A 21,539-nucleotide genomic window follows, 5' to 3' on the forward strand; every position below is an offset into this window, starting at 1 on the left:
CGCGAAATCGCCCCGGCCGCCCCAGCCTCGCCACAAGCGCGGCCGTGTTGTCGCCACATCTGTCAAGCCATCTCCGAACCACGGCGCCGGCGACGGCGTGTGGGGAACCGGGACAACCATGCAGGGCCGCGCGGTCGGAACGTCGAGGACGGTGGCGGGCAAGGCGGGCCGGTTCGGCCGGGGCGGAGCCGACGCCATCACCGCCCAGCCGATGCTGGGCCGGGTCCACGGCAGCAGCCCGGCGCTGGCGCGCTCCGTCCTCACCGTGACCCTGCTGGCCGGCGCCCTGAGCGCCGCGCTGATCGGCTCGGGGATCGATCTCGGCAAGGTCGGCCTGCCGCAGGCGGTGTCCGCGGCCCAGGCCGCCACCGAGTTCCACATGCCGCGCCCGCGCATCCAGACCGTGGCGCTGGACGACGCGCTCGCGCAGATCCCCCTGCGCGCGTCCGCGAGCTTCGCCGCCGTGCACGACCTCGACACCGATATCGGCTCGCGCGGGGTCGACCGGGTGTCCTACGACTTCCTGCTCTCGGAGAGCGCCGGCGGCGACCCGAACGACATCCTCGAATTCGGCCCGATGAAGATCCGGCGCCACCTCGTCCAGACGATCGTTCGCGCCGCCCAGGCCGTGCAGACCGATCCCGTGCTGCTGATGGCGGTGGCCGACAAGGAATCGAGCTTCATCACCGCGGTCCAGGCCAAGACCAGCTCCGCCACCGGCCTCTACCAGTTCATCGAGCGCACGTGGCTCGGCGTGGTGCGCGATTTCGGGCCCCGGTACGGCCTGGAGAAGGAGGCGGCGCTGGTGACGGCGGACGCCAACGACCGGCCGGTCGTCACCGATCCGGCCGAGCGCGCACGGGTGCTCGACCTGCGCCGCGACCCCTACCTCTCGGCGCTGATGGCCGGCGAGATGCTGAAGCGCGACGCCGCCCGCATCAGCCAGCGCATCGGCCGCGAGCTGTCGCTCGGCGAGGTCTACCTCGCCCACTTCCTCGGGCCGAGCGACGCCGAGGAGTTCCTCGCCAAGGTCACCGACAAGCCGGCCGCCGCCGCCGCCGCCCTGCTGCCGGGCCCGGCCCGGGCCAACCGCTCGATCTTCTTCGCCGCCGGCCGCTTCGTCGGCCGCGGCCGCCACCGCAAGCCCGCGAGCCTGTCGGTGGCAGAAGTGCACGAGAAGTTCGAGTCGATGATGAAGACCCGCGGGACGCGCTACCAGAACGTCCGCGCCGTCTCCGGTGTGATGGCCTACGCCGACGCGGATGCAGGGGTCGTCACGCAGTAACCCCTGCGCGAGCCGGTTAGATTTACAATCCGTTTCGCAACCGGTCCCGGGTTGCCGACTTTCCTCCCCGAGCGCCCGCCGCCGTGAGCGCCCGCGGTGCCGAGGCTTCGGGGGAAGGATTGTTGAGAAAACCGCACGCGAGCGCCGATCATCCGCCGACGGACACGCTGACGCCGGGCATTCCGCTCGACCAGATCGGCCAGACCCTGGCCTCGTTCTACGACAACCTCATCTCCGAGGGCGTGCCGGAGCATCTCGCCGGCCTCGTCCGCCGCGTGCGGCAGTCGGACGCCGAGCCCCCGGAGCCGGAGGCCGGGAACGGGATCGCCGCGGGCCCGGCTCCGCAGGCGCGCCTCGCCCTCGTCGTCGAGGACGACGCGGAGATCCGCGAGCTGGCCGAAGCCCTGCTGGAGGAGACCGAGCTCGCGGTGCTCGGCTGCGACAGCGCCGAGGCGGCGCTCGCCGTGCTGCGCGAGCGCGGCGGCGAGGTGGCCATGGTCTTCGCCGACGTGCGGCTCGCCGGCGCCATGGACGGGCTGCAGCTCGCGCGGGCCGTATCCACCCTGTGGCCGCGCGCCCGCCTCGTCGTCACCTCCGGCCACGGCGTCCACCGGCCGGAACTGCCGAACGAGGCGGTGTTCATCCCCAAGCCCTGGCGGCCCTTCGACGTCCTCGTCGAGGCCGAGCGCGCGGCCACCGATCCGGCCCCGCCGGTCTCCTGAGCCCGGCCTCGCCGGCCCGCCGCTTGCTTCCCAGCGCCGTCGAGCCGGGGGCCCGCTTGCCGATCCTGTCCGTCCGCCACCGCACGGTCTACCGCTACCGCAGGCCCGTGGCCTTCGGCGAGCACCGGATCATGTTCCGGCCGCGCGACAGCTACGACCAGCGCCTGATCGCGGCGCGCCTCGCCGTCACGCCCGAGCCGGCCTCCCTGCGCTGGATGTTCGACGTGTTCGGCAATTGCGTCGCGGTGGCGACCTTCGAGACCCGGTCCGAGACCCTGAGCTTCGACTGCGGCATCACCCTGGAGCACACCCCCGGGCACGCGCCGGTCTTCCCGCTGGCGCCGCACGCCGCGCACTACCCGTTCGGCTACGGCGCCGAGGACATGCCCGACCTCGCCCGCTCGATCGAGCGGCAATGGCCCGACCCGCGCCACGAGATCGATGCCTGGGCGCGCGGCTTCATCCCGACCGCGGGGCGGGTGCCGACGCAGGACCTGCTCGCCGCCATGACCGGGAGCGTGCGGGCGAACTTCACCTACGTCGCCCGTTTCGAGAAGGGCGTGCAGGACCCGCTGACGACGCTGCGCACCAAGTGCGGCTCCTGCCGCGACTTCGCGGTGCTGATGATGGAGGGCGTGCGGGCGCTGGGCATGGCCGCCCGGTTCGTCTCCGGCTACCTCTACAATCCGCGCAACGACCGCGCCCGCCACGTCGGCGGCGGCTCCACCCACGCGTGGCTCCAGGTCTACCTGCCGGGCGCGGGCTGGATCGAGTTCGACCCCACCAACGGCATCGTCGGCAACCGCGACCTGATCCGGGTGGCGGTAGCCCGCGACCCCGCCCAGGCGGTGCCGCTGCACGGCTCGTATTTCGGGCTGGCGAGCGACGACCTCGGCATGCAGGTCGACGTAGAGGTGACGGAGCTGGAGCGGGGCGGGCCGGGGGAGGCCGGCCCGGTGCCGCCGGGCGCGGACGGGCCGAATTCGCAGGATCCGCCGCGGACCGCGAACCCGCTCGCGCGTTGAGCGGCACGAGACTCGCGTGGCGCCGGAGCGCCGAACCCCGATAGCAGGTGCCCGCGATGAAGATCAGGACCGGATTCGAGATCGCCTTCACCCTGGCCCAGCCGACGCCGATGATCCTGATGCTAAGCGTCCACCCCTCGCGGGCGGGCGACCTGCTCACCCCGGACACGCTCGCCTTCGACCCGCCGATCCCGGCGCGGGCCTACCGCGACGGCTTCGACAACGTCTGCCACCGCATCGTCGCGCCCCCGGGCCTGCTGACCGTCTCGGCCGACCTGACGGTGCAGGATTCCGGGCTGCCCGACCCGGTGGTGCCCGAGGCCCGGCAGATCCCGGTGGAAGACCTGCCGGACGCGGTCATGGTCTACCTGCTGGGCTCGCGCTACTGCGACACCGACAAGCTCTCGCAGACCGCGTGGTCGCTGTTCGGCACCGGCCCCGAGGGCTGGGCGCGGGTCCAGGCGATCGTCGACTACACCCACGAGCGCATCCGGTTCGACTACCAGCGCGCCGACGCGACGCGGACCGCCCACGACGGCTTCATGCAGCGCGAGGGCGTGTGCCGCGACTTCGCGCATCTGGCGATCACCTTCTGCCGCTGCATGAACATCCCGGCCCGCTACGCCACCGGCTATCTCGGCGACATCGGCGTGCCGAAGGACCCGGCGCCGATGGATTTCTCCGCGTGGTTCGAGGTCTATCTCCAGGGGCCCGACGGCCCGACGTGGTACACGTTCGACGCCCGGCACAACCGCCCGCGGATCGGCCGCATCGTCATGGCGCGGGGCCGCGACGCCACCGACTGCGCGATCTCCACGAATTTCGGCTACGCCCATCTCGCGCGGTTCGACGTGCACACCGACGAGATCGCCTGAGGCGCGGGCCGTGGCCGCCGGGTTCGTGCTCGCCGTCCACGGCGGTGCCGGGACCATCCCCCGCGAGGCCGACCCAGCGCGGGCGGCCGGCTACCGCGCCGGGCTGGAGCGGGCGCTCCGGGCCGGGCACGCGATCCTCGCCCGCGGCGGCGGCGCCCGCGACGCGGTGATCGCGGCGGTGTGCATCCTTGAGGACGATCCCCTGTTCAACGCCGGCCGCGGCTCGGTCCTGACCGCCGCGGGCGGGATCGAGATGGACGCGGCGGTCATGGACGGGCGGACCGGAGAGGCCGGGGCGGTCGCGGGGGTGACCGGCCTGCGCAACCCCATCGTCGCCGCCCGCGCGGTGCTGGAGGCGAGCGGCCACGTCCTGATGATCGGGCCCGGCGCCGAGGCGTTCGCCCGCGCCCGCGGCGTCGAGACCGCCGGGCCGGACTACTTCCTCACCCCGGCCCGCCGCGATCAGTTGCGCGCCGCTCAGAGCGCGGGGACGACGGCCCTCGACCACGACGGCGCGGCGGGGACGGTCGGAACGGTGGGCGCCGTCGCCCGCGACGCGACCGGCGCCCTCGCCGCGGCCACCTCGACGGGCGGCCTGACCAACAAGCGCCCTGGGCGGGTCGGCGACAGCCCGCTGATCGGCGCCGGCACCTACGCCGACACGTCCGTCGCGGTGTCCTGCACCGGCACCGGCGAGGCCTTCATCCGGGCGGTCCTCGCCCACGACATCGCCGCGCGCCTGCGCTACGCGGCCCAGAGCCTCGACGCGGCGGTCGCGGGAGCGATCCGCGACGGCCTCGACGCGCGCGGCGGCCGCGGCGGGGTCATCGCCCTCGACCGGCACGGCGGGGCCGCGCTGCGCTTCAACACCGAGGGGATGTACCGGGGGATCATCCGGGCCGACGGACATCCCGAGACCGCCATCCACAGCGAATCGTGAGGCGTTCGGGGCCACCCCACGGGCGAGCCGGCCTGCGTATTCCGCCGCTCTACAAAATCTTCACGCCCGCGTGGAACTGTCCGCCTACGCTCACGCTTGTAATGGCAAAGGTTACTGCACAGGTAGGCCCCCATGAAGACCTCGGTCACCGCGCTCGCCGCGCTCCTCGGCGTCTGTGTTCTCGCCGCCGCCCCGGCCCGCGCCGCAAACTCCTACGACCCGTTCGGCGCGAGCGACGCCGAGGACTACTATTCCGCGCAAGGGCAGTACGGATACCAGGGCACCTACGCCCCGGGTTACGCCCCCGGCTACGGCCAGGGCGTGCAGGCCGCCCCGCAGGCGCAGGTGCAGCCGATCCCGCGCGAGCTGGTGGCCTTCAACGCCCCCTACGCGCCGGGCACGATCGTGGTCTCCACCGCCGAGCGGCGGCTCTACCTCGTCCTGGGCAACGGCGAGGCCCTGCGCTACGGCGTCGGCGTCGGCCGGCCCGGCTTCACCTGGAGCGGCGTGAAGACGATCACCGCCAAGCGCGAGTGGCCGTCGTGGGTGCCGCCGAAGGCGATGCTCGCCCGCCGTCCCGACCTGCCGCGCTACATGGCCGGCGGCGTCGAGAACCCGCTCGGGGCCCGCGCCATGTATATCGGCAGCACCGAGTACCGCATCCACGGCTCGAACGAGCCGGACACGATCGGTCAGGCGGTCTCCTCGGGCTGCATCCGCATGACCAACGAGGACGTGACCGACCTCTACGACCGGGTGAAGGTCGGCGCCAAGGTCGTCGTCCTGAACTGAATTTCTTCGGACCTGTCATGAGGACCGCGTCGCCCCCGGGCGACGCGGTCCTCGCGCGTTCCGGACCGGCTACGGGACCACCTGCCCGACCGCGGTCTGCGGCGGGCTGAACGAGGCGATCGGCAGGTCGCAGAAGCAGCGCGCGCCGAGCGGGCGCGGGCCGGGCAGCGGGCAGGAATAGGGCTGCGGACCGGTGAGGCCCTGCTGCACGGCGGCGCAGTTCAGGCCGGCCGGCTCCCGCGGCGGCGCCCGGCGCGGGGCGCGGTACACCCGCTCCTCGCCGTAGTAGGACGGGGGCCGGTCGTCGTAGTACTGGGCCCGCGCCCCGGGGGCCGACAGGGCGGCGGCGAGCGCCATGGCGGCGATCCCCGCCTTCGCGAAACGGTCGGACCGGCCGTGACGGACACCGCGCATGCACCACTCTCCCGCGTGCTTCCGGCGCGACAGGCGCCCGAGGCCGCGCCTCTCGGCGCCAATGCGGGCGAAAACGAGACGGCCCGCCCCCGTGAGGGAGCGGGCCGCCGCGCGGTCACCGGCGTTCGACGGCTCAGTGCGTCGAGCGGTCGACGGCGTCCTGGGCGTCGCGGGCGGTCTGGTTGGCGGCGTCGCGGCCCTGCTCCATCGCCTTGCGGGCCTCGTCGGCGCCCTGCTGCATCGCGGACTTGGCCCGCTCGGCGCCCTGCTGCATCGCGCTCTGGGCGAGGCCGCTGAACTCCTTGGCCTGCGACTGCATGGCGGCGAACTGGGTGCGCACGAACTCCGCCTGGAGCTGCATGGCCTCCTGGACGTCCTTGGCGCGCACCAGCCGCTTGGCGAAGTCGAAGGCCGCCGTCACGTTCTGCTCGGCGTACTCGAAGCCGCGCGAGGAGGCGTCCTGGGCGTTGGTGCGGGCCAGCTCGGCCGAGCCCTGCACGGTGTCGGCGGTCCGGCGGGCGGCGCCGATGAAGCTGTCGAACGCCTTGCGGGCCTGGTCCACGCTCTTCTCCGCGAAGTCGCGCATCTCGGTCGGGATCTCGTAGTTCGGGGGGTTGCTCATGCCACGTCTCCTCGTGTGTGCGGCTGTTGATGGTGCGTTGTGCAGTGCACAAATAACTGATTCGCTGCCATATGCCACCCGCGCCGCGGGCATTAAGGTTGACATGACGTAAACGTGTGACGGCCGCCTCCGGAGTCCAGCGTTCGGGCGCGCCGTGCTTTACAAAAGAGTGGCCGTTCACACCCATTCGGGACGAACGGTTGAAGCGGGCATCGATGCGGGATCGCAGGCGTTGCAGACGGACGTGACATCGACGGGCGGACTGACCGAGGGTGAGCTGGCCGGCGCGCTCGCGGGCTGGGCCCGGCTGCCCGGCCTCGCCGCCCCGCTCGGCGACCCGAAGGGCGTCCACCTCGTGCTGGACGAGGAGGGGCGGGTGCTGCACGCCTCCCCGGCCGCGGCCGCCCTGGCCGCCGCGCTGCGCCCCGCCGACCTCGCCCGCCAGATCGCCACGACCGGCATGGAAGATGGCGGCCCGCGCCTCGTGCGCCTGCGCCTCGACCCGCTCCGGATCGCGCCGCCGGTCCTGTGCCTCCTGGCGCGGGGGACGCGCCCGGACGGGCGCCCGCTCGTGCTCCTGGTTCCCGCCGGACCGGTGACCCTGCCGCGCCGCCGGGCGACGCCCCCTCCCCGACTCGACGAGCCGGCCGCGCCGCCGGAGCCGCCCGCGGCCTCGTCGGACCCCGCGCCGGCTCCCCTCCGCGCCGGCGACCGCTTCCTCTGGCGCAGCGACGGCGCCGGCACCCTCACCGCCGTGACCGGTGCGGACGCCCTCGCCCGCCTCGTCGGGCAGGACTGGCCCGGGATCGCCGGGTCCGGCCGCCTCGTCGGCGGGGACGCCGCGCTCGCGGCGCTGGCGGCGCGCGCCACGTTCCGCGCCGTCCCGGTCTCCCTCGACCTCGGCGAGGGTCCTGTGGAGATCGAGCTTTCGGGCGCCCCGCTGGGGCGGGGCGAGGCCGGGTTCGGCGGCTTCGGGCTCGTCCGCCGAGTGCCCGCCCCGCCCGCCGAGGCCGCCGAGCCCTCCGCCGACGCGCCTGCCGTCGAGGCCCCGTCCCCCGTGCCGTCGGCGGCGGATGCCGAGGTGGCACCGGCCATGGTGGAGGCCGCTGCGGTGGAGGCTGATGGGGTCCGGATGCCCGAGGCGGAGGCCCCGGCATCCACGGCCGACGCGGAGCCCGCGCCCGAGGCGGAGCCGGTCGCGGACGCGCCCTGGGATCGGCCCGCGGAGCCGGCGCCCGACGACGCGGAACCCGGGGGTATGCAGACCTCGGCGGACGCGGCGACCGCGCCGCCGGACCCGGCCCTTTCCAGCGACGAGCACGCCGCCTTCCGGGAGATCGCCCGGGCGCTCGGAGCCCGCTACGCCGGTGACGACGAGGTCGCGGATGCCGGGCAGCCCCGCCCGGCGGGCGCGGTCATGCTCTTCCCCGGCCCTCAGGCGGAGCCGCGGTTGGCCGGGTCCGTCGAGCCGGCGGGGGCGTCCGCGCTGCTCGAAGGCCTGCCGGTTCCAATCCTGGTCCATCGCGACGACGCGATCCTCGGGGCCAACCGAGCGTTCCTGACCCTGATCGGCCTCGCCGACCGCGCCACCCTGCTCGGACCCGGGATCAGCCGCCTGTTCCGCGGCGCACCGCCGGAGCGGCGGGCGGAGGCCGGCGCGTGGCAGACGGCGATCCGGACCGCCGCGGGAGGCACCCGCCCGGTCGAGGTGCTGCGCGGGACCTGCGACTGGGCCGACGGGCCGGCCGAGTGCCTGATCCTGCGCCCGCTCGGCGAGGACGACCCCGAGCGGGCGCTCGCCGCCGAGCGCCTCGCGCGGCAGGTCCAGGCGGCGCGGGCGCTGGGCGCAGAGGCCGCCCTCGACGCCGTCCAGGCCGGGGTCGTCACCCTCGACGCGGCCGGCCGCGTCGTCGCCCTGAATCGGGCCGCGGCGGAGCTGTTCGGCTGCGACTCCCGTGAGGTGGTCGGGGCCAGCTTCGCCGGGCTGTTCGGGCCCGGCTCCGCCGCGTCGGTGGCGGAGGCGCAGCGCGGGGCGGACGGTGCGCCCAGCAGCGTCGCCCTGGCCGGTCGCCCCGCCCTGCTCGCCTTCGGGCCGCCCCGGGCGGACGGGCACCGCGTCGCCGTGATCCAATCCGGGCCGTCCGCCCCCGGCGCGGCGGCGGCGGAAGCGCCGCGGGCGCTGGACGGGGGCACCGCCCTGCTGGCCCGGCTCGACCGCGAACTACGCTCTCCGATGAGCGGCATCGTCGCGCTGACCGACACGATGCTGCAGGAGCCGTTCGGCCCGTTCGGGAGCCCGCGCTACCGGGACTGCCTCGCCGAGATCAAGGTCTCGGGCGAGCGGCTGCTGGAGCGCGTGGCCGAGTTGCTCGATCTCGCCGCCGTCGAGGCCGGCGGCCTGGACCTCGACCCCCGGCCCCTGGCCCTCAACGAGGTGGTGGCCGGCTGCGTCGCCCGGCTCCAGCCCGAGGCGGCACGCGGGCGGATCGTGCTGCGCACCAGCTTCTCCGCCGATCTCGGCGAGTTGGAGGCCGACGAGCCGACGGTGAGCCGCGCCGCCCGCCTCGTGATCGAGCACGCCATCCGCCGCGCCGCCGTCGGCGGGCAGGTCATCGTTTCGACCGGCGCGGCCGACGGCGCGGGGATCGCCCTGCGGGTGCGCGATACCGGCGCGACCCGGCCCGCGGAGGAGACCCTGGGCCTCGCCCTGCCCCGCGCCCTCGTCGAGGCCAATGGCGGACGCCTGCGGCTCTCGGGGCGGGCCGACGAGGGGACCCTGGTCGAGATCGTGCTGCCCGCTCGCCGCGCCGCGGCCGGCTGACACCTGACGATCGGAGGTTGCGCTTCGCGGCGGGACCGGCCCGGCGCGAGCGGCTCGCCCGTACCGCTGCGCCCGGATCCGCGGCGGCGCTCCCGCGTTGCTCACGGGCAGTCGAGCGCCGATCCGGACTGGTGACACGCCTGCGTGATCCAGGTTTCGGCCGTTGAACGCCGCTTGACAGGCGCGGACCGACCGGCCAATGACACGTTCCATTGCGCCCAATTAAATGGCGGACCGGCGAGGTCCGTGCGGGAGCGGGACGGCGTTACCGTCGCCTCTATCTGTAGGCAACGCTACTTTGGAAGTCCTGGCAGCGCGGGGGGGCCCGCGATACGTTCAGGCGCCAGAACAGGGATGGAACGCTATGGACGCGAAAGTCGTCGCAGTGAAGGACGCGTGGCGTCAGGGCGCCCACGCGGATGATGCCAAGTACCGCCAGATGTACGAAGCCTCGGTGTCGAATCCGGACGCCTTCTGGGGCGAGCACGGCAAGCGCATCGACTGGATGACGCCGTACACGAAGGTCAAGGATACCAGTTTCGAACCGGGCAACGTATCGATCAAGTGGTTCGAGGACGGCAAGACCAACGTCGCCTACAACTGCGTCGACCGGCATCTGGAGGCACGCGGCGACCAGACGGCGATCATCTGGGAGGGCGACTGCCCGGACGAGTCCAAGCACATCACCTACCGCGAGTTGCACGCGCAGGTCTGCCGCTGGGCCAACGTCCTGCGCAACCGCGGCGTCGGCAAGGGCGACCGGGTGATCCTCTACCTGCCGATGATCCCCGAGGCGGCCTACGCCATGCTCGCCTGCGCCCGGCTCGGCGCGGTCCACGCCATCGTGTTCGGCGGCTTCTCGCCCGACTCGCTGGCGCAGCGCATCCAGGGCTGCGGCTCGAAGCTCGTGATCACCGCCGACGAGGGCCTGCGCGGCGGCCGCAAGGTGCCGCTGAAGGCCAATGTCGACGCGGCGATCGAGCGGCTGCCGGCCGATTCCGTCGATCACGTGGTCGTCGTGCGCCGCACCGGCGGCAGCGTGGCGATGGAGCCCGGCCGCGACGTCTACTACGACGAGGCCGCCGAGCAGGTGACCGACGATTGCCCGGCCGAGGCGGTCGAGGCCGAGCACCCGCTGTTCATCCTCTACACTTCGGGCTCGACCGGCCAGCCGAAGGGCGTGGTGCACACCACCGGCGGCTACCTCGTCTACGCCTCGATGACCCACCAGTACGTGTTCGACTACCGCGAGGGCGAGGTCTACTGGTGCACCGCCGACGTGGGCTGGGTCACGGGCCACAGCTACATCGTCTACGGGCCGCTCGCCAACGGCGCGACGACCCTGATGTTCGAGGGCATCCCGACCTATCCCAGCAACTCCCGCTTCTGGGACGTGGTGGACAAGCACAACGTCAGCATCTTCTACACCGCGCCGACCGCGATCCGCTCGCTGATGGGCGGCGGCGAGGGCCCGGTGAAGAAGACCTCGCGCAAGAGCCTGCGCATCCTCGGCTCGGTCGGCGAGCCGATCAACCCGGAAGCCTGGGAGTGGTACTACAATGTGGTCGGCGAGGGCCGCTGCTCGATCGTCGACACGTGGTGGCAGACCGAGACCGGCGGCATCCTGATCACGCCGCTGCCCGGCGCCACGGCGCTGAAGCCGGGCTCGGCGACGCGGCCGTTCTTCGGCGTCCAGCCGGTGATGGTCGATGCCGAGGGCAAGACCCTGGAGGGGCCGTGCGAGGGAAACCTCTGCATCGCGGATTCCTGGCCCGGCCAGATGCGGACGGTCTACGGCGACCACGAGCGCTTCGAGCAGACCTACTTCTCGACCTACCCGGGCAAGTACTTCACCGGTGACGGGGCGCGGCGCGACGCGGACGGCGACTACTGGATCACCGGCCGCGTCGACGACGTGATCAACGTCTCCGGCCACCGCATGGGCACGGCCGAGGTCGAATCCTCGCTCGTCGCGCACCCGAAGGTGGCCGAGGCCGCGGTGGTGGGCTACCCCCACACCGTCAAGGGCCAGGGCATCTACGCCTACGTCACCCTCAACGAGGGCGAGGAGGGCGACGACGCTCTGCGCAAGGAACTCGTGACCTGGGTCCGCAAGGACATCGGCCCGATCGCGAGCCCCGACCTGATCCAGTTCGCCCCGGGCCTGCCCAAGACGCGCTCGGGCAAGATCATGCGCCGCATCCTGCGCAAGATCGCCGAGGACGATTTCGGCTCGCTCGGCGACACCTCGACGCTCGCCGAGCCGGCAGTGGTCGACGACCTGATCGAGAACCGCCAGAACCGGGCCCAGTGAGGCCCGGCTCCCGCTGAGATCGGGTGCGAGGCGGGTGCCGGGACGGCGCCCGCCCCCAACAAGAACCCAACCGTTCAGGACGGGCGGCGCACGGCCTGCCCGGAGGATACCCCATGAGTGGAACGACGCTGGGGACCGTGGGCGGGCGCACTCCGCCCGCCGGGTCCCGTGCCGCGGACGCGGTCGACCCGCAGGTCGCGCGCATCGCCAACACCCCCGAATTCCAGCAGCTCGTCACGGAGCGCACGCGCTTCGGCTGGATCCTCACCGGCCTGATGCTGGTGGTCTATTTCGGCTTCATCGGCCTCATCGCCTTCGACAAGTCGCTGCTCGCCGTGAAGGTCGGGACCACGGCGACGCTGGGCCTGTATCTCGGCGTGTTCGTGATCCTGTTCGCCTTCGCGCTGACCGGGATCTACGTCGCGCGCGCCAACACGCGCTTCGACGCCCTGAGCGACGCCCTCAAGCGGAGTGTCGGCCGATGAACCGCATCCTCCTCGGACTGGCGCTGGCGTCGATCGCCGCGGGCGCCGCCTACGCCGCCGGCCCCGATCTCGGCGCCGTGCAGCAATCGGCCACGAACTGGCCGGCCATCGGCATGTTCCTGTTCTTCGTGCTGTTCACCCTCGGCATCACCTACCGGGCGGCGATGGGCTCCAAGTCGGCGGCCGACTTCTACGCGGCCGGCGGCGGCATCTCGGCCCGCATGAACGCGCTGGCGATCGCCGGCGACTACATGTCGGCGGCCTCGTTCCTCGGCATCTCCGGCCTCGTCTACACCTCGGGTTTCGACGGGCTGATCTACTCCACCGGCTTCCTCGTCGGCTGGCCGATCGTGCTGTTCCTGATCGCCGAGCGGCTGCGCAACCTCGGCAAGTTCACCTTCGCCGACGTGGCGAGCTTCCGCCTCGACCAGACCGCGATCCGGATCATCTCGGCGACCGGCACGCTCGTGGTGGTGGCCTTCTACCTGATCGCCCAGATGGTCGGCGCGGGGAAGCTGATCCAGCTCCTGTTCGGCCTGCCCTACCTCTACGCGGTGGTGCTCGTCGGTGCGCTGATGATCATCTACGTCGCCTTCGGCGGCATGAAGGCGACCACCTGGGTGCAGGTGATCAAGGCCTGCCTGCTCTTGGGCGGCGCCACCTTCATGGCCGGCGCGGTGCTCTACCGGTACGGCTTCAACCCCGAGACCCTGTTCGCCACCTCGGTGCAGGTGCATCCGAAGGGCGAGTCGATCATGGCGCCCGGCGGCCTCGTGGCCAACCCGATCGAGGCGATCTCGCTCGGCGTCGGCCTGATGTTCGGCACCGCCGGGCTGCCGCACATCCTGATGCGCTTCTTCACGGTGTCGGACGCGCAGGCCGCGCGCAAGTCGGTCTTCTACGCCACCGGCCTGATCGGTTACTTCTACATCCTCACCTTCATCATCGGCTTCGGCGGCATCGCCCTGCTGATGTCGGATCCGGCCTATTTCAAGCTCGGTGCGGGCGGGACCTTCGACAAGCTGAAGGACATGATCGGCGGCACCAACATGGTCGCCGTGAACCTCGCCAACGCGGTCGGCGGCCCGTACTTCCTGGGCTTCATCTCGGCGGTGGCGTTCGCGACCATCCTCGCGGTGGTCGCCGGCCTGACGCTCGCCGGCGCCTCGGCCGTGAGCCACGACCTCTACGCCCAGGTGTTCGCCCGCGGGCGCACCACCGAGGCGGCCGAGGTCCGGCTGTCGAAGATCGCGGCGGTGGGGATCGGCATCGTCGCCATCATCCTCGGCTACATCTTCGAGAACCAGAACGTCGCCTTCATGGTCGGCCTCGCCTTCTCGGTGGCGGCGAGCTGCAACTTCCCGGTGCTGGCGATGTCGATCCTGTGGCGCGGCACCACGACCTGGGGTGCGCTCGCGGGCGGCCTCGTCGGGCTGCTCGCCGCGGTGGTGATGGTGGTGCTGTCGAAGGCGGTGTGGGTGACGACGCTCGGCAACGCCGCGGCGATCTTCCCCTACGACAACCCCGCTCTGTTCTCGATGCCGCTGGCCTTCGCGACGATCTACCTCGTGTCGCTGATGGACAACTCCGCCCGGGCCCGGCGCGAACGCGCCGCCTTCGAGGCGCAGTACGTGCGCTCCGAGACGGGCATCGGGGCCGCCGGCGCGCACGCGCACTGAGGACGCGCCGTCCGGGCGCAGCGGGGGGCGCGGCCGCGGCCGCGCCCCTTGTCGTTTTTCCGTCACAGGGGTGCGAGCCCGCAATCCGAACCGTGGATTGCGGCTCTTCACGATCGCTTTACCCGTTGGGCAAACCCGGTTCGTGCGATAACGCATGACGGACCCGCGCATCGCGCAGGGCTTCGAGCGAGCGGTCCAGCAAGGACCGCCGACAAAGCGTGAATCCTGGGAGGACCCGAGACATGGCTGTGGCGACCGCTGGACCGATCAGCGCCGGATCGGCGAGGCCGATGACCCCGGCCGAGAAGAAGGTCATCCTGGCCTCGTCGCTCGGCACCGTCTTCGAGTGGTACGACTTCTTCCTGTACGGCTCGCTCGCGGCGGTGATCGGCGCGCAGTTCTTCTCGGCGTACCCGGAGGCGACGCGCAACATCTTCGCCCTGCTCGCCTTCGCCGCGGGCTTCGTGGTCCGCCCCTTCGGCGCCCTGGTGTTCGGCCGCCTCGGCGATCTGGTCGGGCGCAAGCACACCTTCCTCGTCACCATCCTGATCATGGGCCTCTCGACCTTCGCGGTCGGCCTGATGCCCTCCTACGGGACCATGGCCGCCTACGGGATCGGCTGGGTCGCCCCGGTGACGCTGCTGATCCTGCGCATGCTCCAGGGCCTCGCGCTCGGCGGCGAGTACGGCGGCGCCGCGGTCTACGTGGCCGAGCACGCGCCCCAGGGCCGGCGCGGCTTCTACACCTCGTTCATCCAGGCCACCGCGACGCTCGGGCTGCTGCTCTCGCTGATCATCATCCTGTCGACGCAGGGCTACGTGAACAACGCCTACGCGCCGACCGTGGTGACCAACCCGGACGGCACCACCACCACGCTGACCGCCTTCCAGGTCTGGGGCTGGCGCATCCCGTTCCTCGTCTCCGTGGCGCTCCTGGCGATCTCGGTCTGGATCCGGCTCCAGATGAACGAGAGCCCGGCGTTCCAAAAGATGAAGGCCGAGGGCACGCACTCGAAGGCGCCGCTCTCCGAGGCGTTCGGCCAGTGGCGGAACGCCAAGTGGGCGCTGCTGGCGCTGCTCGGCCTCACGGCCGGCCAAGCGGTGGTCTGGTACACCGGGCAGTTCTACGCGCTGTTCTTCCTCCAGAGCATCCTGAAGGTCGACCAGTTCACCGCCAACGTGATGGTCGCGTGGTCGCTCATCGCCGTCACCGGCGGGTTCCTCCTGTTCGGCGCCCTGTCCGACCGCATCGGCCGCAAGCCGATCATCCTCGGCGGCTGCCTGCTCGCGGCGCTGACCTACTTCCCGCTGTTCAACATGCTCACCGCCAGCGCCAACCCGGCGCTGTACGAGGCGCAGGCGAACGTGCCGGTGGTGGTGAAGACCAACACCGACTCCTGCTCGTTCCAGTTCAACCCGGTCGGCACGGCCAAGTTCACCAAGGAGTGCGACGTCGCCAAGGCCCTGCTCGCCCGCAGCGCCGTCAGCTACAGCACCGAGAACCTGCCGGCGGGCTCGCCCACCGTGGTGACGGTCAAGGGCAAGGACTTCCCCGTCGCCGACCCGACCTTCGCCAAGAGCGTGGCCGCGGCCCTGACCGAGGCGGGCTACCCCGCCGCGAACAACCCGACGGTGATCAAGGCGTCGAACCCGCTCGACATCTTCACCGGCCAGAAGCTCGCGGTGATCGGGATCCTGTTCATCCTCGCGGTCTACGTGACCATGGTCTACGGCCCGATCGCGGCGGCGCTGGTGGAGCTGTTCCCGACCCGGATCCGCTACACCTCGATGTCGCTGCCCTACCACATCGGCAACGGCTGGTTCGGCGGCCTGCTGCCTGCCACCGCCTTCGCGATGGTGGCCCAGACCGGCGACATCTACTACGGCCTCTGGTATCCGATCGTGATCGCGCTGTTCACCTTCGTGGTCGGCCTGATCTTCGTGCCGGAGACCAAGGACCGGGATCTGCTGGCCTGAGTGCCGGCCACCCGCCCGGGCTCGCTCCGGGCGGTCTCGGATCCTAAAAGGCCCTGCCGGTCAAGCGACCGGCAGGGCCTTTTCTCATGCGCAGACCTTCGCCGAGTGCCGTCGCGAAGGCCCGAGATCAGTGCCGGAAGTGGCGGTGGCCCGTGAACACCATCGCGAGCCCCGCCGCGTCGGCGGCGGCGATCACCTCGGCGTCGCGCATCGAGCCGCCGGGCTGGATCACCGCCGTGGCGCCGGCCTCGGCCGCCGCCATCAGCCCGTCGGCGAAGGGGAAGAACGCGTCGGACGCGACCACCGCACCGACCGCGAGGCTCTCGGCGAGCCCTGAGCGCTGCGCGCCCTCCGCGGCCTTCCAGGCGGCGATACGCGAGGAATCGACCCGGGACATCTGCCCGGCGCCGATGCCGACCGTGGCGCCGCCCTTGGCGTAGACGATGGCGTTCGACTTCACGTGCTTGGCCACCCGGTAGGCGAAGCGCAGGTCGGCGGCCTCGGCCTCGGTCGGCGCGCGCTGGGTGACGACCGTCAGCGGCATGTCGTCGACGACGGCGCTGTCGCGGCCCTGGACCAGCAGGCCGCCGGACAGGGTGCGGACGGTCTCGCCCGGCGCCCGCGGGTCCGGCAGGGCGCCGGCCAGGAGCAGCCGCAGGTTCTTCTTGCCCGCCACGATCGCCGCCGCCTCCTCGGTCGCGTCGGGGGCGATGATGACCTCCGTGAAGATCTCGACGATGCGCCGCGCCGCCTCGGCGTCCAGCGTCCGGTTCAGCGCGACGATGCCGCCGAAGGCCGATGTTGGATCGCAGGCCAGCGCCCGCTCGTAGGCGTCGAGCAGGCTCGCGCCCTCGGCCACGCCGCAGGGGTTGGCGTGCTTGATGATCGCCACGGCTGCCGTCCGGGCGGGGTCGAACTCGGCGACGCACTCGTAGGCCGCGTCCGTGTCGTTGAAGTTGTTGAAGGACAGCGCCTTGCCCTGGAGTTGCCGGGCGGTGGCGACGCCGGGGCGCGGCACGCCGGGCGCCCGGTAGAAGGCCGCCGTCTGGTGCGGGTTCTCGCCGTAGCGCAGGCCCTGCCCGAGGCTGCCGCCGAAGGCCCGGAACGGCGCCGGCCCCTCGCCGCCGAGGCGCTCCGCCATCCAGTTTGCGATGGCCGCGTCGTAGGCCGCGGTGCGGGCGAACGCCTTCTGCGCGAGTTCTTTTCGAATCTTCGCGCCGAGGGTGCCACCGGCAGCCTCGAGTTCGGCCAGGATCGCAGGGTAGTCCGACACGTCGGTGACCACCGCCACGTCGGCGTGGTTCTTGGCCGCCGCGCGGATCATAGCCGGGCCGCCGACATCGATGTTCTCGATGCAGTCGTCGAACGGCCGCTCGGCGGCGATCGTCGCCTCGAACGGGTAGAGGTTGACCACCAGCAGGTCGATCGTGCCGATGCCGTGGGCGGCGAGCGCTGCCTGGTGCTCGGGATTGTCGCGCATCGCGAGCAAGCCGCCGTGGACCGCCGGGTGCAGGGTCTTGACCCGCCCGTCCATCATCTCGGGAAACCCGGTCAGCTCGGCGACCTCGGTCACCGGCAACCCGGCCTCGACGAGCGCCCGGTGGGTGCCGCCGGTGGAGACCAGCGCGACCCCGCGCGCGTGCAGCGCCCGGGCGAAATCGACGAGCCCCGCCTTGTCGGAGACGGAGAGGAGCGCGCGGGCGACCCGCACCTGATCATGGGCCATAGAAACTTGCCGAGATTGATGTTTTCGCCGCGCCGGTAGCACGGATGCGGTGGGGCCGGCCAGACGGTCGCGCCGGTGTCCCGCCTCAGATCGCCTCCGGCCCGCGCAGAGCCGCCGCCAGGGCGTCCCCGAGCCTGCGGCCCGGGACGAGCCCGCGGGCGGCGGCCGGCCCGTTGGCGTGGCTGATGACGCCGTTCTCCCAGGTATCCCAGCCGTCGCCGATCCGCGCGGTCGCGTGGCCGACCGTGCCCGCGGCGACCCCGGCCGCCTCCAGCATGGCGAGCGCGGCGATACCGGCGCCGTCCTTGCCGACGCCGGCATCGTTGAAGAATACGCTCGCCAGGGGCACGGCGAGCGCCACCTCGCCGGCGCTGATGCCGCCGTGCGAGGCCGAGACCACGTGCGCGCCGGCATCCTCCGGCGCGAGCTTGGTGATCGAGTCCATGATCACCACGCGCCCGCCCGTCCCCGTGAGGACCGTGGTCTTCAGCATGCGCGATCCTCACGGCCGGTCGGCTTGCGTCCTCAGGTAGGCGATGATGTCCGCCCGGTCGAGCGGGTCCGCCACCCCCGGGAACGCCATCCGGGTCCCGGGGGCCATCTTGGCCGGCGCGGCGAGCCACGCGTCCATCCGCTCCGGCGTCCAGGTTCCGCCGAGCGCCCGCAACACACCGGTGTAGGCGAAGCGCGGGCTGTTGGCGGCCACCGGCGCCCCCATCACCCCGAACAGGTTGGGGCCGTCGCGATCCACCGCGCCCTTGCCGATGGCGTGACAGACGGCGCACTGGCGAAAGAGGCGCCCCCCTCGCCCCGCATCCGCGGCGCGCAGGGCCTCGCCCGGGCTCGGGTGCGGCCCGAGTGCCCGCCGCCGCTCGGCGGCATCGTCGGAGCACGCCGCGACGGCGGCCGCGAGCGCGAGGCCGGCGCAGTACCGCCCGATCCGCCGCAAGGGCTTACAGGACACGCCGGGACGCGAGGCGGGGCGGGATGGGCGCGTCCGCGCGATCCGCCGCCCCGGACAGATCGGCGTCGAGCCGCGCGGCGAGCGCGAAGAAGCGGCCGCGCACGTCGGCCGCGAACGGGTTGTCGCGCTCGATGGCGCGAAACACCTCCGGCGCATCGTGGCGCACCATGCCCACCGCCTGCATGATCAGGTCGAAGCTGCGAGTGGTCATGCGGGTCGGCAGGGGCTCCATCTCGACGAGCACCTTGGCGATGAGGTGGGTCAGGCCCTGCACCGCCGCCATCTCACGGTCGTGCGCCTCCGGGGTGGTCAGGATCACGTCGAGGCCGAGCACCCGACGCAGGAAAGCCGCCGCCCGCAGGCCGCGCCGGCCGCGGACCGGGCAGACGGCGATCTTCAGGCCCCGGATGCCGGCCGCGGCGCTCTGCGGCCCGAACAGCGGGTGGGTCGCCAGGATCTCGACATGGGCCGGGAGCCCCTCCCGCAGGATCCCCGCGGGGATCGTCTTCACCGAGCCGACATCCACCACCAGCGTGCCCGGCCGCAGGTGCGGCGCCAGCGCGGCGACCGCCTCGGCCAGGGCGGAGACGGGCGTCGCGAGGATCACGACCGGGCAGCGGGCGACCTCACGCAGCTCTGCGGCAACGGCGTCGGGACCGAAGGCGGCGGCCGGCACGCCGGGATCGTGGGCCCGCACGGCGACGTGCGGCGCGAGATGGCGGGCGATCAGCCGGCCGAAGGCTCCGTAGCCGACGAGGCCGACCGGTGGCCGCAAGGGGACGATGGCGGAGGACGACACGGGAAGAACCTCGGGAAACGGGCGAGGCCGGCGGTGTCCGATCCCAGGTCAGCCGCCGACGACGCGAGCGGCTGAGACATGACGAGCCCGACGCCGCTAGGGATGCGGCGCGTAATACGATCCGGACGGGCGGGCGCTGGTCATCCCGTGGCCGTAGTCCCGGGGCCGTCCGCCGTCAAGCTCGGCCGCTCAGGCGGCGCCCCGCAGCGGCGCCGAGGCGAGGCGGGCGAAGGTCCAGCGGACCTCGGTGTCGTCGGCCACCCGCAGGTGGAGCACGATCTGGTCGGTGCGCCGCGGGCCGGTGAGGCCGGAGAAGTAGACGCTCTCCTCCACCGCGACGGCGGCGCCCTCGGCCGAGAACAGCCAGACCTCGCCGAGCGCCGAGGCCAGTTCCAGCCCCTCCGGCACGCCGCGCACGGCGATGCCGGGGTGCAGGTGAAAGCGGATCGCCACGTCGTGGCCGCGCAGGCGGCCCGCGCCGCGGCCCTTGCCCGCCTGCCGCAGGAAGGCGTCGCGGCCCTCCAGGCGTCCGGCGGCGGGGAAGAGCTGCCAGCGCCGCTCGTGGACGACGCCGTAATCGGGCCCGTAGCCGTCGTGCCGGCCGGCGAGCAGGAGGCTGTCGCCCTCCTCCACCCGCTCGGCGGCGACCGAGGCGGGCCCGCGCAGGACCACCGGGCCGCGGCGGCGGATCAGCCACGCGGCGGCGGCGTGCTCCAGCCCCCAACTGGCCGGGGCCAGGAAGCGGCAGGAGGAGGCGTTGGCGACCGAGGCCGTCGAGTGCGCGGGGGTGGAGCGGGCCAGCCGGCGCAGGTCGCCGCCGCTCGCCGGCAGCCCGCAATTGACGACGATGCGCTGCGGCCCGCTCGACATCTCGAAGGAGAGGCAGCCCGCCCCCGCATTGGCCGAGTAGGGCAGCGGCGGGCTCCCGCCGACGTCGGCGACGACGACGACCCGGCCGCCCTCCAGGCGCTCGTAGCCGGAATTCGGCGCGTGCATCATCGGCCGGGCGAGCGCGCCGTCGTAGACCAGAAGGGTGGCGAGGTGGTCGGCGTCGGTGGCGCCCATGCCGTTGAAGTGGCTGAGCGAGGCGTCCGGGTGCCGCAGGAGCCGCAGCAGCGGCAGCATCCGGTCAACCGCCCGCAGCAGCGCGGCGGGCGGCTCGACGCTGCGGCTGAGGTAGCTCTGGCGGAGCGGCAGCAGGTCGAGGAGCAGGTCCATCGCGAAGCGCGGGTCGCGGGAGCGGTGGCCGCCGTCGGGCAGGATCTGGCGGTCGAGTTCCCGCGACAGCACCCGGGTCGCCCGACGCAGGATCGGCTGGATGCCCTCGCAGCACAGGCCGGCGTAGCAGAGGGCGACCGCCGCCGTGAGGCGCCAGTGCGGCGGCACGCCCCGGCGCAGGTCGCGCTCCAGTTGCTGGGCGTTGCGGGCGATCGCCCGGAGGAAACCCTGGTAGAACGCGTGGTCCGCCCCCTCCAGCACCAGCGGCGACTGGCACAGGAACGAGACCAGCCGCCGGGCCGCCACCGGCGTCTGGCGGGCGAGCGCCGGGTCGCCGCGGCCGGCGATGAAATCGGCCACGAAGGCCCGGGCGTTGGCCCGGGCCAGCGCCGTGTCGGCGGCGCGCAGGTGGCGCAGCCAGCCGAAGCCGTAGAGTTCGTCCGCCCATTCCGGCGAGGGCGGCGCGTAGTCGAAGGGCGAGCCGCCGCTGGCGGTCAGCGAGCGCCCGGCGAACACGAACAGGCCGGCGTAGATGTCGTCGGCGAAGGTCGCGTCCGAGGTGCGCAGGTCCTGCGGGGCGATCACCAGCCCGCTCACGCGGACCCGGGCGAGGATGTCCGGCGGGGCGCTCACCCGGGCGGCGGCGGCGCGCACGGTCCGCGCGGCTTCGCGGCCGACGAGCCGATAGAAGCGCCAGCGGTCAGGCCCCCAAGCCATCCGGCCCCCAAGCCACGCGATCTCCGAATGCCACAAGGCCCGGAGACCGCGCACCCGCGGATCGGCCGGCCCCCTCCCGTTCCAGGCTAGGGCGGGCGTCTTAACCGTCCGTTTACGCTGTGTCATGCGGCGCCGGCTCGTCCCGGCCCGGAACGGACGTGGCCG

The 21,539-nt window shown here is 72.8% G+C and carries 18 protein-coding genes; 11 read left to right on the plus strand and 7 right to left on the minus strand.

Annotated elements, in window-relative coordinates:
• Positions 1 to 118 precede the first annotated feature (118 nt).
• The 6 genes from Q8W71_RS08015 to Q8W71_RS08040 all read left to right on the plus strand — a co-directional run bounded on the left by Q8W71_RS08015 (position 119) and on the right by Q8W71_RS08040 (position 5,639).
• Positions 119 to 1,285: a transglycosylase SLT domain-containing protein gene (locus Q8W71_RS08015; protein WP_305524819.1), complete on the plus strand. Its 1,167-nt coding sequence runs from the start codon at positions 119 to 121 to the stop codon at positions 1,283 to 1,285.
• A 122-nt stretch (positions 1,286 to 1,407) separates the two neighbouring features.
• Positions 1,408 to 2,007: a response regulator gene (locus Q8W71_RS08020; protein WP_370875365.1), complete on the plus strand. Its 600-nt coding sequence runs from the start codon at positions 1,408 to 1,410 to the stop codon at positions 2,005 to 2,007.
• 56 nt (positions 2,008 to 2,063) lie between these two features.
• On the plus strand, positions 2,064 to 3,032 hold the full coding sequence (locus Q8W71_RS08025; RefSeq protein ID WP_305524820.1) for a transglutaminase family protein: 969 nt from the start codon (positions 2,064 to 2,066) through the stop codon (positions 3,030 to 3,032).
• A gap of 56 nt (positions 3,033 to 3,088) precedes the next feature.
• A complete protein-coding gene (locus Q8W71_RS08030; protein WP_305524821.1) occupies positions 3,089 to 3,907 on the plus strand; it encodes a transglutaminase-like domain-containing protein in 819 nt (272 codons plus the stop codon).
• Positions 3,908 to 3,917: 10 nt separating this feature from the next.
• A complete protein-coding gene (locus Q8W71_RS08035) occupies positions 3,918 to 4,847 on the plus strand; it encodes an isoaspartyl peptidase/L-asparaginase family protein (RefSeq protein WP_305524822.1) in 930 nt (309 codons plus the stop codon).
• Between the two features lie 132 nt (positions 4,848 to 4,979).
• Positions 4,980 to 5,639, plus strand: coding sequence for a L,D-transpeptidase (locus tag Q8W71_RS08040; protein WP_305524823.1), 660 nt, complete (start codon positions 4,980 to 4,982; stop codon positions 5,637 to 5,639).
• 69 nt (positions 5,640 to 5,708) lie between these two features.
• Here Q8W71_RS08040 and Q8W71_RS08045 read toward each other — a convergent pair whose 3' ends face one another.
• Together Q8W71_RS08045 and Q8W71_RS08050 are read right to left on the minus strand one after the other, a co-directional pair.
• The gene (locus Q8W71_RS08045) at positions 5,709 to 6,053 is read right to left on the minus strand and encodes a hypothetical protein (protein WP_305524824.1); all 345 of its coding nucleotides are present in this window, start codon (positions 6,051 to 6,053) and stop codon (positions 5,709 to 5,711) included.
• A gap of 133 nt (positions 6,054 to 6,186) precedes the next feature.
• A complete protein-coding gene (locus Q8W71_RS08050; RefSeq protein WP_305524825.1) occupies positions 6,187 to 6,675 on the minus strand; it encodes a phasin in 489 nt (162 codons plus the stop codon).
• A 232-nt stretch (positions 6,676 to 6,907) separates the two neighbouring features.
• On the opposite strand from Q8W71_RS08050, the gene Q8W71_RS08055 reads away from it, so the two are divergent.
• From Q8W71_RS08055 to Q8W71_RS08075, 5 genes are all read left to right on the plus strand, one after another.
• On the plus strand, positions 6,908 to 9,496 hold the full coding sequence (locus tag Q8W71_RS08055; protein WP_305524826.1) for a PAS domain-containing protein: 2,589 nt from the start codon (positions 6,908 to 6,910) through the stop codon (positions 9,494 to 9,496).
• 364 nt (positions 9,497 to 9,860) lie between these two features.
• Positions 9,861 to 11,810: an acetate--CoA ligase gene (gene acs / locus Q8W71_RS08060; RefSeq protein WP_305524827.1), complete on the plus strand. Its 1,950-nt coding sequence runs from the start codon at positions 9,861 to 9,863 to the stop codon at positions 11,808 to 11,810.
• 113 nt (positions 11,811 to 11,923) lie between these two features.
• Positions 11,924 to 12,295 carry a DUF485 domain-containing protein gene (locus tag Q8W71_RS08065; protein WP_305524828.1) on the plus strand — a complete coding sequence of 124 codons (372 nt, stop codon included), beginning with the start codon at positions 11,924 to 11,926 and terminating at the stop codon, positions 12,293 to 12,295.
• Entirely contained in the window at positions 12,292 to 13,974 is a 1,683-nt protein-coding gene (locus Q8W71_RS08070; protein WP_305524829.1) for a cation acetate symporter, read from the plus strand. The genes Q8W71_RS08065 and Q8W71_RS08070 overlap by 4 nt, the downstream gene beginning before the upstream one ends.
• 242 nt (positions 13,975 to 14,216) lie before the next feature.
• A complete protein-coding gene (locus tag Q8W71_RS08075; RefSeq protein WP_305524830.1) occupies positions 14,217 to 15,950 on the plus strand; it encodes an MFS transporter in 1,734 nt (577 codons plus the stop codon).
• 127 nt (positions 15,951 to 16,077) lie between these two features.
• Here the strand turns inward: Q8W71_RS08075 and purH are convergent, their stop codons facing one another.
• The 5 genes from purH to Q8W71_RS08100 all read right to left on the minus strand — a co-directional run bounded on the left by purH (position 16,078) and on the right by Q8W71_RS08100 (position 21,374).
• Complete coding sequence (gene purH / locus Q8W71_RS08080) at positions 16,078 to 17,676, minus strand: bifunctional phosphoribosylaminoimidazolecarboxamide formyltransferase/IMP cyclohydrolase (protein ID WP_305524831.1); 1,599 nt, start codon at positions 17,674 to 17,676, stop codon at positions 16,078 to 16,080.
• A gap of 85 nt (positions 17,677 to 17,761) precedes the next feature.
• On the minus strand, positions 17,762 to 18,169 hold the full coding sequence (locus tag Q8W71_RS08085) for a hypothetical protein (protein ID WP_305524832.1): 408 nt from the start codon (positions 18,167 to 18,169) through the stop codon (positions 17,762 to 17,764).
• Positions 18,170 to 18,178: 9 nt separating this feature from the next.
• On the minus strand, positions 18,179 to 18,625 hold the full coding sequence (locus Q8W71_RS08090; RefSeq protein WP_305524833.1) for a c-type cytochrome: 447 nt from the start codon (positions 18,623 to 18,625) through the stop codon (positions 18,179 to 18,181).
• A gap of 4 nt (positions 18,626 to 18,629) precedes the next feature.
• Positions 18,630 to 19,439, minus strand: a complete 810-nt coding sequence (locus Q8W71_RS08095; RefSeq protein WP_305524834.1) for a prephenate dehydrogenase/arogenate dehydrogenase family protein — start codon at positions 19,437 to 19,439, stop codon at positions 18,630 to 18,632.
• A 189-nt stretch (positions 19,440 to 19,628) separates the two neighbouring features.
• Complete coding sequence (locus Q8W71_RS08100) at positions 19,629 to 21,374, minus strand: heparinase II/III family protein (RefSeq protein WP_305524835.1); 1,746 nt, start codon at positions 21,372 to 21,374, stop codon at positions 19,629 to 19,631.
• Between the last annotated feature and the right edge of the window lie 165 nt (positions 21,375 to 21,539).

Source organism: Methylobacterium amylolyticum, from assembly GCF_030700245.1.
GTDB lineage: Bacteria > Pseudomonadota > Alphaproteobacteria > Rhizobiales > Beijerinckiaceae > Methylobacterium.